General features: G+C 69.4%; 10 protein-coding genes. 3 read left to right on the forward strand and 7 right to left on the reverse strand.

What is annotated here, in order from left to right; genetic code table 11:
• Positions 1-47: 47 nt before the first annotated feature.
• Positions 48-1346 (reverse strand): hypothetical protein, encoded by a 1299-nt coding sequence (locus HG543_RS10120; RefSeq protein ID WP_169344504.1) that lies wholly within the window; start codon positions 1344-1346, stop codon positions 48-50.
• 191 nt (positions 1347-1537) lie between these two features.
• Between HG543_RS10120 and HG543_RS10125 the strand changes: the two genes are divergently transcribed.
• A complete protein-coding gene (locus tag HG543_RS10125; RefSeq protein ID WP_169344505.1) occupies positions 1538-2359 on the forward strand; it encodes an AraC family transcriptional regulator in 822 nt (273 codons plus the stop codon).
• Here HG543_RS10125 and HG543_RS10130 read toward each other — a convergent pair.
• The 3 genes from HG543_RS10130 to HG543_RS10140 all read right to left on the reverse strand — a co-directional run bounded on the left by HG543_RS10130 (position 2341) and on the right by HG543_RS10140 (position 5899).
• The gene (locus HG543_RS10130; RefSeq protein WP_169344506.1) at positions 2341-2928 is read right to left on the reverse strand and encodes a LysE family translocator; all 588 of its coding nucleotides are present in this window, start codon (positions 2926-2928) and stop codon (positions 2341-2343) included. The genes HG543_RS10125 and HG543_RS10130 overlap by 19 nt on opposite strands.
• A gap of 670 nt (positions 2929-3598) precedes the next feature.
• A complete protein-coding gene (locus HG543_RS10135) occupies positions 3599-4384 on the reverse strand; it encodes a hypothetical protein (protein ID WP_169344507.1) in 786 nt (261 codons plus the stop codon).
• Positions 4385-4642: 258 nt separating this feature from the next.
• Entirely contained in the window at positions 4643-5899 is a 1257-nt protein-coding gene (locus HG543_RS10140; RefSeq protein ID WP_169344508.1) for a peptidase associated/transthyretin-like domain-containing protein, read from the reverse strand.
• Between the two features lie 543 nt (positions 5900-6442).
• Here HG543_RS10140 and HG543_RS10145 point away from each other — a divergent pair.
• On the forward strand, positions 6443-7261 hold the full coding sequence (locus tag HG543_RS10145; RefSeq protein WP_169344509.1) for a hypothetical protein: 819 nt from the start codon (positions 6443-6445) through the stop codon (positions 7259-7261).
• A gap of 108 nt (positions 7262-7369) precedes the next feature.
• A complete protein-coding gene (locus HG543_RS10150; protein WP_169344510.1) occupies positions 7370-8746 on the forward strand; it encodes a di-heme oxidoreductase family protein in 1377 nt (458 codons plus the stop codon).
• 87 nt (positions 8747-8833) lie between these two features.
• Here the strand turns inward: HG543_RS10150 and HG543_RS10155 are convergent, their stop codons facing one another.
• The 3 genes from HG543_RS10155 to HG543_RS10165 form a co-directional block, all read right to left on the reverse strand.
• Entirely contained in the window at positions 8834-10315 is a 1482-nt protein-coding gene (locus HG543_RS10155; protein ID WP_343073312.1) for a zinc metalloprotease, read from the reverse strand.
• Positions 10316-10392: 77 nt separating this feature from the next.
• Positions 10393-10929 carry a hypothetical protein gene (locus tag HG543_RS10160; protein WP_169344512.1) on the reverse strand — a complete coding sequence of 179 codons (537 nt, stop codon included), beginning with the start codon at positions 10927-10929 and terminating at the stop codon, positions 10393-10395.
• 15 nt (positions 10930-10944) lie between these two features.
• The gene (locus HG543_RS10165) at positions 10945-11790 is read right to left on the reverse strand and encodes a hypothetical protein (protein ID WP_169344513.1); all 846 of its coding nucleotides are present in this window, start codon (positions 11788-11790) and stop codon (positions 10945-10947) included.
• Positions 11791-11940: the final 150 nt, after the last annotated feature.

Raw genomic sequence — 11940 nt, forward strand, 5'->3', positions numbered from 1 at the left:
GCCCGGAGGTCCAGGGGCCCGCTCACGAGCCGGGCCCCTCCCCTGCTTCAGTGCCGCAGCGTCACATCGAAGCCGAGGAACCACCGCTGGAGGCGGTCCTCCAGCGGCACTGACACGGAGACCCCGGGCTGCGCCGACATTCGCTCGTCCGGGGCGAGCCGGAACGAACCGCCGACGGAGTGGTGGAACTCACTCTTCGACGCGAGGGTCTCCGCGTACCGGGCGCCACCCACCTCGAGCGTGGCGACGTAGGGGGAGACGCGGTAGGCGAATCCCGCGCCCCACCGGGGAGAGAGCTGGAAGGAGCTGGAGAAGGGCGTGTACCCATCCAGCCCTGCGTCCAGCCGGAGGGAACAGTCCTCGCAGAAGAACTCCATCATGAGCACCGACGCGCCCGTCCTCACGCCCATGGCGCCTGGCTGGAACAACACGGCCTGCGTCGGGCGCATCGCCGCCACGGCGGAGTTGAGGGACATGCCCACCTCATCCTCGTCCCCCGTGGCCAGCAGCAGTCCTCCACGGAGCATGAGCCACGTGCTGGAGAAGAAGTCCTCGGCCCAGACCACGCCCACGTCGAGGTTGCTCAGCGCCGAGGCCGCCCGGGCGGCTCCCGTGAGCTTCGTCAGGGACACGGACGCATAGGGCCCCAGGCCGCAGCCACAGATGAACGCCATGGAGAGGTCGAGCCGGACGGGGACCCCATCTCCCCTTCCGTCGAACAGCATCCCCGGCGCGACCGACACGTGCCCACGCCCATCGAGCGGCTCCAGCAGGGAGAAGACCGGTCCGTATTGCTTCTCGTAGTCCTCCCTGGGGTAGCTGGGCTGAATCATCTCCAGCTCCTCCCGGTCGAGCCCCGAGGTGGCCGCCCACCGCGTGAGCCGCGGTGAGTCGATTTCACGGATGAAGGCGTACTTGTGGACGGCGGAGATGGCCTCGGCGGCTCCCCGGCCGAGGTCCTGCTCCAGGAGGTATCCCACCGCGCAGATGCGCCCCCGCGAGTCGATGAAAGTGGGGCGCCGCGCATCGGGATGGCCGTCGTTCCGAGGGAACACGCCCGCGCGGATGTAGGCCGCGAGCCGCTCCAGGTTGCGCGCCCGGGCCTCGCGCGCGGCGGGCGAGCGATGCGCCGTGGGACGCTGCCGCAGCAGCTCGAGCACGTGCTCCAGGTGGACGCGGATGCGGAGGTCCTCCGAATCCCGCGCCGTGGGAGACCGGCCGAAGCGCGCCTGGAAGCTCGCGTCACCGAGCACGAGGTTGACGGAGTCCGTGTGCGGCGGCTGCGGCGCCGGTGGGCTTCCGCACGCGAGCAGGCTGGCCAGCAAGAGGACGGCGGAGAAAGCCATACGCCGTGACGGGGTCATGGGAGCGGTGCCCTCCAGGAGTGGGTGCCTTCGATGCACCACCTTGAGGCAACGCCTGTCTTCGAGCCGCACGAGGGGCTCATTCCTCCATCACGGTTCCATCATGCCCCTCCCCTCCTCTTCTCTCCTCGGGCGCTGTAGGCTGGCGCGTGCCACCGGGAAAGGAGCTCGTCATGGCGGACACCCACCCCTCGCGATTCTGGCGCAATCCCCGGCTGCCCTGGGTCGAGGCGCGCGTCGTGGCGGATGGCCGCTCCTTCTGCCATGCCGCCCATTCGCACGAGAGCTTCTCGATTGGCGCCATCGTGGGCGGGCGCAGCACCTACCGCAACGGGCACTGGCAGGAGGTCGTCGGAGCGGGGAGCACCGTCATCATGAACCCGGGCGACGTGCACGCCTGCAATCCCGTCGGCGATGGGTCCTGGGCGTATGTGATGCTCTACATCGACGCGGCCTGGCTCGGCGCGCGTCAGGCGGAGCTGGGGCTGGGGGCGAGCACGGACTTCCACCCCATCGCGACGAAGCAGAGCGAGGCGCCCGCGCTGCACCGGCAGGTGCTGGGCCTCTACCGGACCCTGGCCGACGGAGACCAGGACCCGCTGGCCTGCGAGCAGGCGCTGGTCACCTTCGCCAGCCAGCTGCACACGGCCCTCTCCCTGGTGGGGCGCGAGGAGCCCAGCTGCGACCCGCGACTGCGGCGGGCCGAGCAGTACATCCGCGCGCACTGCCTGGAGCCCATCTCCCTCGACGACATCTGCACCGCGTCCGGGCTGTCGGCCTCGCACCTGATTCGCACCTTCAAGCGCCGCTACGGGCTGACGCCGCACGAGTTCGTGGTCAACGGCCGCATCCAGTACGCCCGCCGCCAGCTGCGCCAGGGCCGGCCCATCGCCGAGGTGGCCCAGGACGCCGGCTTCGCGGACCAGGCCCACCTGCAGCGCACCTTCAAGCGCTACCTCGCCGCGACGCCCGGGCACTACCAGGCCAGCAGATAGAGCGCGCAGCCGGCGAGCAGCACGGCCATGGCACGGTTGAAGCGGCGCAGCCGCGTGGGGTTGTCCACCCAGTGCCGGATGGAGCTGCCCGCCGCGGCCCAGCAGGCAATCGACACGTAGCACACCGCGAAGTAGATGGCGGCGAAGCGCCCGATGACCGCGAGCTCGCCGCCCGCGACGAAGGCGCCCATGCCGGCCACGCAGGCCAGCCACGCCTTCGGGTTGAGCCACTGCATCAGCGCCCCGCTCCAGTAGCCGGGCCGGGTGTCCTCGCTGGCGCCCCCCAGCCGGCCGTCGTCACTCCAGAGCTTCCAGGCCAGGTACAGCAGGTACACGACTCCCGTCAGTCGCAGGACGCTGGCGAGCCACGGCCACGCGAGAAATGCTCCGTGCAGCCCCAGGCCGATGGCCAGCAGCAGGAGGGTGAAGCCCACCGTCGCGCCGGACACGTGGCGCATGCTGGCGCGCAGGCCGTGGCGCGCACCCGCGCTCAGGGCGACGACGTTGACGGGACCGGGGGAGATGGACGCGGCCAGCGCGAACGCGGCCATGGACAGGGACAGGCTCATATCGACCTTCGAAACCAGTGGGTTCGAAGGTCACGGTAGGAAGCCGGGCCCGCCGGGGTATTGAACAAAATGCGCGCGCCCCCCTGCCCTCCCTGGCGCACCACGCGGGCGGACTTCGTTTTGCATACCCGGTTGCCATGGCCATCCGCTTTCACGGCGGCGGCCTGCTTCCGGGCCCCCTCCGGGAGCGTTCATCCACCTCAAGAGTCGGGAGTCGTTCATGAAGATGATGGCGGGAATGCTCATCGTGGCCGCATTCGTTCTGGGTGCCTGTGGTTCCGTCCCTGGTGAGGCCAACGAGCGGGGAGCTGAAGCCGTGACCTCCGAGGAGCACTTCGAGAGCCAGGAGGCCGCTCTCACGGGAGACTGCTCGGTGAGCGTCCAGTGTTCGAATGGGACGTCGCGGTCGTGCAACGGCACGGGGTTCTCGTGCTCGGCCAGCTCGACCAGTGGAGGCAGGGTGACGTGCGACGGGACCGTCTACTCCTGCGGGCTCATCATCGAGCCGCCCCCTTGCACCTGCCAGGCGGACCGCTGCTGCAACCAGCTCTGCCTCAGGGACCCGGACTGCTTGATCGTCGGCGGGTAACGGCGAAGGCCGTACCCGGCAGTGCCTCGCCGGGTACGGCCCTCGGTCCCGCGGCCCGTCATGGAGACGGGCGGGCGACGACTACTCGCGGATGACGGACTCGCGAGCGACGGTGTAGCGCGTGGCGCTGCCCGTCACGTCGATGCCCGAGAAGGTGTTGTACGGGTAGGCACCCTTGTCGAGGTTCTCGATGATCTCGATGGAGGTGGCGACCACTTCCTTGCCGTCCACCACCAGCGTGAAGGGGCCATTCTTCCCGGCGGAGAGGCCCCACACGCAGGCGCCGACGTTCTCCGGACCGGCCGCCCGCGCGGCGGTGCGGACCTGGCGGAACGTGGGGTGCCAGTACAGCCCGTGACCGGGCCAGTTCCACCGGATGTAGAGGGGCACGTAGGTCGAGCTCTGAATCGAGAACTCGAGGCCCATCTCCGAGTACGCGTTGATCCAGTAGCCGGCCATCGGCGAGTCGAAGTTCACCGTGAGGCCGAACTGGGCGCCCGCCGCGCTCGCGCTGCGACCCGCCATGGACATGTTGGTGACCTGGAGGGTGCTGATGACCTGGTCGCCGTCACGTGCCGCCAGCGTGAAGGAGCCGAAGTCCTCGACGAAGGCGTCCTGGGACCACTGCACGGCGCCCTCGAACTGGCTGGAGAGGCCGTCCGTCTTCGAGTCCTTGAGCTCGGTGACCTGGAGCCCCTCCTCCGTCCTGTCGAGCTTCGCCGCGCCCAGCGCGCAGCTCTTGATGCCCTTGAACTGCTCGATGCACTCGGACTCCGCCTTCGAGGCCTGGGTGCCCAGGGAGGCCTCACTGCCGTCAGCGGAGGGTTCTCCCTGGCAACCCGCGAGGGTGAGGAACGCGGTCGCCACGAGTCCGCTTGTCCACCTGTTCTGCATTCAGTACCCCGTGTTTGAGATGACGAGTGCCTTCCTTCATTGAAAGGCACACGGGGCACTGCACCTGACATGCCACTGCAACTGTATGTCAGTAGTGAATTGATTCCGGCCGTGCAGGTGTAGCCATTTCCGTCACGAGCTGGCGTGTTTTGTGACGCGATTCGCTACGGCCCTGGCCGGGCGGCCTGGCTGTCATGCCAGGCCGCCGGAGGGTTCAGGTGCCTTCGCGGCTCACGGCAGCGGCGGCAGCGTCAGCACGCCGTTGCACTGGCTCGGGCTGGTGGGCATGCCGGTGCCGCCCCACGGAGCGCCCGTGTTGACGATGACGCTGGTGCCCGGCGGGGGCGGGCAGCCCATGCCCGCCATCTGGCGCACGGTGATGTTCGCGTTGGGCGGGAGGTTGTACATGATGTCCGTACCGTCACCCACGCAGATGTTGCGCGTCTGGTTGCCGCCACCGGGGATGGCGATCTCCAGCTCCAGGCAGACGGGCAGCGTCGTGCCGGGCGGCAGCGCGGCGGCGTTCAGGTCGATGCGCAGACAGGCGGGGTTGTTCTTCTCGATGTCCGCGTTGATGAAGCCAATCTCGTTGGTGTTGCCGGTGTAGCGGGTCGAGGAGGCACCACCGTCGCAGTGGTCCGCGCCGCACGCGACGGGCTGGCGGCTATCGCACCGGACCGGGTTGCTCGTCTGCCCGGCGGTGGACGGCTGCTGGCGCCACACGTTGGTGCCCGGGCCCATGGACCACAGGGCGATGGTCGGCGGAGCGTTCGTGCTCATGCTCGCGGAGATGGGGATGAACACCTGGGCGTTCGAGCCGGCGGCGAGCTTGAGCTGGCTGCCATTCGCGTCACGGACCTCGGTGTAGATGGCGCCCCGCGTCTCCAGGAAGACGGACTGGCCGGCCAGGTTGATGGCACCGTCGGCGCCGGGCATCGCCAGCAGGCCCGTGTCGATGAAGCGCACGCCCACGGTGAGCGGCCGGACGATCTCCTTCCCAGTGGTGCTGACCAGCCGCTCCAGGTCCACCCGGATGCCCGCGCCGCTGCGAGGGTCGGTGACCTGGACGATGCCGCCGGTGAAGGTCTGCTGATGCAGCGTGTGCAGCACGAAGCGGGCACCGAGGACGTCGCGCGTGACGGCGCCGACGTGAGGCATGTAGCCCCTCGCGGAGATGGTCAGCGGCCCGCCCGGGCTCAGCGTCGTGGAGGAGACGGAGAACGAGCCGTCCGTGCCCGTGAGGACCCGGACGCCCTGGAGGTTCACCTCGGCCCCGGCGAGCGGCGTGCCCGACGCGTTCGTCACCACGCCACAGATGGTGGTGGCGCCCTGGACGCGGCTACACACGGCGGCGACCGGCTGCGACTGCTGCGCTTGCGGCTCGACCTCGGCCTCGGGCGCGCCACAGGCCGCGCCCAACACCGCGGCTCCACCCAGCACTCCGCACATCAACAGCCACTTCCTTGCTGCGAGCTTGGACAGCGACATCACATACCTCCATGTCGAGGGAACGTATGACTTCAGGTAAATGAGGCGAGCGAAGGCACTGGCTGCGAACCCCCCTCTTCCGCCTTCGCCAGGGCACTGCGGACGCTGCTGGGAGTTCCCAGGGCGGGGAATGCACCCGGGACCCCGGAGAGGCGCGTTGCACCTGTCGAGCCACGACGGCTCATGGCGAGGCTTTCGCTCTCACGCGGCACTTCGACGCAGCGCGCCTGTGTGGCACCCCGAGTTACGAATTCATGACAGTCGTAGCGTCCCCGGCCACATGCTGGCGCTTCGAGGCTCCAGCCAGCGCGGCAAGGCCGGTGTGGCGCGGGGCGCTACGGCGCGCGGAGCGCTGTGACATGGGGCGCTACTCGGGGCGGGTACCGCACCGACGCGCCCAGAGTGGGCCCCTCACACTGGCTCCGTGGCGCACCTCGTGCACTGCGTCGCGTCCGGGTCCCCAGGTCTTCAACCCGCCCCCACGGGGGAGAGACCTGGGCAGACCTGGAGTGCAGTCCCCCCATCACCGAGGTCCATCCATCCATGAACATCCATCTGACGGGTCGCCTGCTGGCGGCCGCGCTGCTGTGTCTGACAGCGGCGGGTTGCCAGGGCGAGGAGCCACAGGCGCCCACGGGCGGCACCCTTTCCACCCAGGAGGCCCGGGCGGAGCAGCAGTGCATCGAAGGTGTCGCGGGCGTCATCAACTGCGCGACTGGCAACGCGGTGCTGAAGCGCACCGAGAAGGGCTTCGCTGTCTCGGGGCTGGACAACGTCAAGGAGGACGGCGTCTCCAGTCAGTTCAAGCAGCCCGTCACCAGCTGGGAGATCGAGGCCGCCATCGGCGGAATCGGTGACAAGCGGCAGGGCCTCCACCTGGCGGCGCGCGACGGCGACCAGGTCATCAGCACGCTGCGCATCGGGCTGGGCACCGAGAAGGACCAGATGGTCCTCGCGCCCGAGTTCACGGGCACCGCGGGCGGCTCGGCGTACCGCATGAACGTGTACAACAACGGCCAGCTGCAGGTCTCGACGCTCGCCGACATGGACCGGTTCTTCCGGCCGTGGTGGTGGGACTTCTACTGGTACTGGTGGCCGATCCGCTTCGGCTTCCGCAACCACCTCTCCATGGGCTCCCATGACCCCATCAGCACCGGCGCTTGCGTCTGGACCATGAGCGGCGGTTACCAGGCCTTCTCCGTCGAGGTGGATGGCAAGCTCATCAGCGGCGACACCCTGGAGCTCGTCGAGGAGGTGGGTGATGGCCACTACCCGTACACCAGCTTCTCCGCCATCGACGTGAAGGCGGCCGCGAAGGACTTCACCATCCTGAGCGAGTCCATCGGCGTGGCGAAGAAGTAGTCGTCCGCCAGCCGTTCCACGAGCAGTTCCACGCCGGGCGGGAGTGTTCCCCGCCCGGCGTGTTCCATGGCGCCCTCCCCTGCGTCTGGAGTCCCGGGAGACACTTCGATGCGAGCGCGGCGATACCTTGTGGGCATTCCCGTCGGGGCCCTCCTGCTCACGGCGGTCTGGGCCGGCACGGGGCACGGTGCCCGGCGGCTCGACCGGCTGGAGCTGGGCGAGCTTCCCCTGGAGCCGCAGCCAGGAGAGGAGCGCTCCGGGGGCGACACCACGGTGACGGATACGGGCCGGAATGCGTTCGGCCGCTCGCCCATGAACATGGACCGGGCCCGCTGGCCGGACTTCCACCATGGCAAGCGCGTGTTCGACCGCGACTGGAGTGACGCCGACCTCGCGCCCGTGCCCGTGGGCCCGCTGTTCAGCGCTCCCTCGTGTGTCACGTGCCACGTGAAGGATGGACGCGGGCAGCCTCCCGCGTCTCCGGACGAGGTGCCCGTCTCGCTGGTCTTCCAGCTGAGCGGCGCGGAGGGGCAGCGGGCGCATCCCCTGTATGGCGCGCAGCTCGATTCGCGGAGCGTCGACGGCGCTCGGGCGGAGGGATGGGGCTCGGTAGCGTACGACGAGGTCCGTGGCGAGTTCGCGGACGGAGAGGCGTACTCGCTGGCGAAGCCGCGCTACGAATTCAAGGACCTGTCCCGCGGTCCCCTGGGCGGGTCGGCCCGGTTCTCGCCGCGCGTGGCTCCGGCGAACTTCGGGCTGGGGCTGCTGGAGGCGATTCCGGAGCAGGCGCTGCTCGCGCTGGCGGACCCGGAGGACGCGAACCAGGATGGCATCTCGGGACGGCCCAACTACGTCGAGGACGACGTGGACCGCCGGCCGAAGCTGGGCCGCTTCGGATGGAAGGCGAACCAGCCCACGCTCCAGCAGCAGGTGGCGCATGCGCTCTTCTCGGACATGGGGCTCACCACGGAGCTGCTGCGCGACGGCACCGCGGAGCCGGAGGTGCAGCCGAAGGACCTGGAGGTCCTGATGTTCTACACGCGGCTGCTCGCCGCGCCGAAGCGGCGGGACTGGGACGCGCCCCAGGTCCAGCGAGGCAAGGCGGTGTTCCGCGCCATCGGCTGCGCGGGCTGCCATGTCAGCGGCCCGTTCGAGACGGGGGAGGTGCCCGGCTTCCCGGAGCTGTCGCGGCAGCGAATCTTCCCGTACACGGACCTGCTGCTGCACGACATGGGCGAGGCGCTCGCGGATGACCGTCCGGACGGTCTCGCCAGCGGGCGGGAGTGGCGGACGCCGCCCCTGTGGGGCATTGGCCTGGTGCAGGTGGTGAATGGCCACACGCGCTACCTGCACGATGGACGGGCGCGGAACCTCGAGGAGGCCGTGCTGTGGCACGGCGGCGAGGCCGCGCCCGCGCAGGAGCGCTACGTGCGCCTGCCCCGCGAGGACCGCGCGGCGCTGCTCGCGTTCCTGAAGTCGCTCTGACGGAGGGCGTGAAAGCACGGCCGCCGGGCCCCTCTTTCGAGAGCCCCGGCGGCACGTACGGCCTTCCTGTCGTGAAGGTTCAGGCGACTACCGCGGCTCGGTGATGCATGGCTCGGCGTTCTCGGGCTCGACTTGGAAGGGCCGCGCCCGCTTCATCAAGCTCTCGGTGGCACCGAGGAAGGGGTCCCCGATGGTCCCCGCGCCGTCGTAGACGAGGGCCAGCCAGTCGTTCTGCGACGAGTTGATGAAGTCCGAGCTGTCGCCGTCGTTGTTGAGGTCCTGGGCGATGAAGCCGGCCTGGATGACGCCATTGCCGTTGAAGTCCAGGTTGGCACTCGCGTTGCCGGAGCGCAGGACACCGCCGATGCGCACGCCGTAGGTGGCCAGGATGGCCTCGGTCGTCGGAGCGAGCGGAGCGAAGGCGGCGGTCTCACTGACGGACGCCTCGCTCGCGGAAGCCACGCGCAGCCGCGAGTAGTCGAGCACGCCGTTGACGCCGTTCACCCGCAGGCCATTGAGCTGGTAGTTGTAGCTCATGATGCTGATGTAGTTGGCCTTGTAGTTCATGTTCTCGTTGCCACCGTGCATCAGGCCGATGTTGTGCCCCAGCTCATGCATGATGGTGCCGGCCTGCTGCTGCTCGGTGCCGCCCGGCGTGGACCAGTTGCCCATGGTCACCATGAAGTCATGGGCGGGAATGCCACGCGACAGGCCGCTGGAGCCGCCGCTGTCGTACTGGTTGGCGATGAGCCCGTAGTGGAAGAACCGGGCGCGCCGCGCGAGGAAGTACTTCGCCTTGATGACGTCGAAGTCCGTCCAGGCCGGGCTCAGGTTCATGTCCGCGTCTGCGGCGGCGATCTGCTGATCCAGCACGAGATGCAGCGCGATGCCCGTGGAGCCGTTCGGGTTGCTCACCGGCGCCGCGGCGAAGGCCGCCGTCACGCGGTCTAGCGCGGCCTGGATGGGGCGGAGGTTCGGGTAGTAGTCGAGCTCGACGAAGATGTCCTTCTTCAGCGGGTTGGCGCCGTAGTAGCGCAGGTCCACGCCGCCGTAGCCGTACAGCTCCGCGAAGTCGCTGATGCTGTCGCCGTCCGTGTCGGAGTTGGTGGCGCTGGTGCCGTAGCGGCTCTCCGCGGCGTTGCAGATGCCGTCCCCATCCGTGTCCGGGGCGGACAGCGCGCAGAGGTACACCGTCTGGACGTTCGAGACGAGGTACTCGTTTCCGTTCTGGGTCATCGTCTCGTACCGGGGCCGGTGGTAGACGTTCACGGAGCGGTAGCCCGTGCGGCTGTAGAGGAGCCGCATCGCCTCCTCGCCGGCCGCCGGCGAGATGAGCTGCACGTTGTTCTCGCCGTGGTGATTGCCGTAGGCGTCGAAGACGAAGAGGCCCGCGGCATCCGTCGTCTGGGTGATGGGCGTCGAGCAGCCGGTGCCGGAGCAGGTGCCGGAGGCGACGGTCACCGTCACGTCCTGGATGGCATTGCCCGTCGCGGCGTCATTGACGAAGCCGTAGACACAACCATTCAAAGCCACGACGGCCAATGCGGCCGCCAGGGTTCTGCGCAACACGAACATGAGTACCCCCTCAAGAACCGAGGTGCCTGAGAGGTACGCGCGCCCGGGAATGTGAATGGACGGTCCGGGTGTTACTCGCGCCCGCCGAGGTGAAGCGTGCGCCGGGGTGAGATGTTCCACTCGGCTGGCAGGTCAGCGTCACAGAAGACGCAGACGAACCACGCCTCCTTCACCAGGTTGACCTCGCCACACCGGGTGCAGCGCCGGAAGACAATCTCGGGAGCGAAGCGCGGCGGCGGAGTCAGCCCCGCCGCCTGGAGGGCCAGCACCACCGCGTCCCAGCACGGGGTGTCCGGGCAGTAGCCCGTGGACTGGTTCGACACCTCCGCCACGGTGAGGCGAAGGCCCGTGCCCTGGAAGTGGATTTCCCCGGCGGCGAGGACCTCCTCACCTCCGGCGCAGGCGACGTGCTCGGACCTGCGCGGCGCGAGCCTCAGTCGGCCCTGGAGGTCGACCACGTACGTCGCGCCCTCGGAGCGGGCGTCCGGGTGGGCCTGGAGCCACGCCTCGGCATCCTGCCGGGATGCGATGGGCGTGCCGGCCGGGTGCGAGGCCGAGGCGCGGCGAATCTCCTCCGGGCCGACGTAGGTGTACGCGAAGAGGTCCATGGCCTTCGCGCCACCCTACTCCCACGCGGAGAGGCGGTCGAAGTCCGTCGCGGTGTAGCGGCCGGTCTCGAGCCCGTTGGTCACCCACGCGCCTTGCAACCCGAAGGACTCGCGCATCTGTCGGTAGGCCTGCACGTCCGTCAGGCTGGGGGCGATGCCACCGCCCACGTCGTTCACCGTCTCGGGCGTGGTCCACATCCGGTCGCCCGGCACGCGGTCGAACATGAACGGGTGGTTGTGCAGGTGCGCCACGGGCGCGAAGCCCTGGGCCACGTCCGCCATCACCCGGTCCCGCACCTCGTGCCGCAGCCGGCCGCCGATGCGGTCCGCTCCCGAGAGGTAGACGCGAATCCGTCCCTTGCCGCGGAGCACGTAGGCGCCGAACTCGGTGGGGCGTTCAATCATCGGGAAGCGCCGCGCCTGACGCTGGAAGAGCCTCCACTCCAGGCACGAGGCTGTGTCCACGGTGCCGGCCCTACCTTCGAGGATGGCGAGGGTGTTCTCCGCCTCGCGGGCCATGGGCTTGCCCACCATGGCGGCATGGGTGTTCCGGACCTCTTCCAGCAGGGTCCGGTGGGCCAACCGTGCCTCACCGCCGAGCTTCGCCACCAGGGCCGCGCGGTAGCGCTGACGCTCGTCATCCATGAGCGCTGGTGCCCACCACTCCGGCGCATCCGGCAGGTCGAAGACTTCGTGCAGCTCGCCCGGGTACGGGTCAGCCAGCCCCGAGATGACCTCCTCGGGCGCGGCCGGCAGCTCGCACGCCACGACGGCCTCCGCCCGAGACGCGGGGACGTCCGCCTGGGGAGTACGGCACGCCCCCGTCCCCAGGAGCACGGCGGTCAGGAGCCAACGGTGCACGTTCATGCGCCCGGGAACAGTGGGGCTGGCTCCTGATTCCCAAGCGACCGGCCGAGCCACGACGCATCCGGGTGACGTTCCGCCGAAACGTGACCTGTGCTCATGCCGGTGCGCGCCCGCTCCGGCTCGCCCGCCAATGGCACGACCTTT

This window comes from Pyxidicoccus fallax (genome assembly GCF_012933655.1).
Lineage (GTDB): Bacteria > Myxococcota > Myxococcia > Myxococcales > Myxococcaceae > Myxococcus > Myxococcus fallax.

Bases quoted from the DNA above. Each gene is read 5' to 3' on its own strand.
- HG543_RS10130 (WP_169344506.1), bottom strand. From the start codon at position 2,928: ATGAGCCTGTCCCTGTCCATGGCCGCGTTCGCGCTGGCCGCGTCCATC.
- HG543_RS10125 (WP_169344505.1), top strand. From the start codon at position 1,538: ATGGCGGACACCCACCCCTCGCGATTCTGGCGCAATCCCCGGCTGCCC.
- HG543_RS10160 (WP_169344512.1), bottom strand. From the start codon at position 10,929: ATGGACCTCTTCGCGTACACCTACGTCGGCCCGGAGGAGATTCGCCGC.
- HG543_RS10150 (WP_169344510.1), top strand. From the start codon at position 7,370: ATGCGAGCGCGGCGATACCTTGTGGGCATTCCCGTCGGGGCCCTCCTG.
- HG543_RS10140 (WP_169344508.1), bottom strand. From the start codon at position 5,899: ATGTCGCTGTCCAAGCTCGCAGCAAGGAAGTGGCTGTTGATGTGCGGA.
- HG543_RS10145 (WP_169344509.1), top strand. From the start codon at position 6,443: ATGAACATCCATCTGACGGGTCGCCTGCTGGCGGCCGCGCTGCTGTGT.
- HG543_RS10120 (WP_169344504.1), bottom strand. From the start codon at position 1,346: ATGGCTTTCTCCGCCGTCCTCTTGCTGGCCAGCCTGCTCGCGTGCGGA.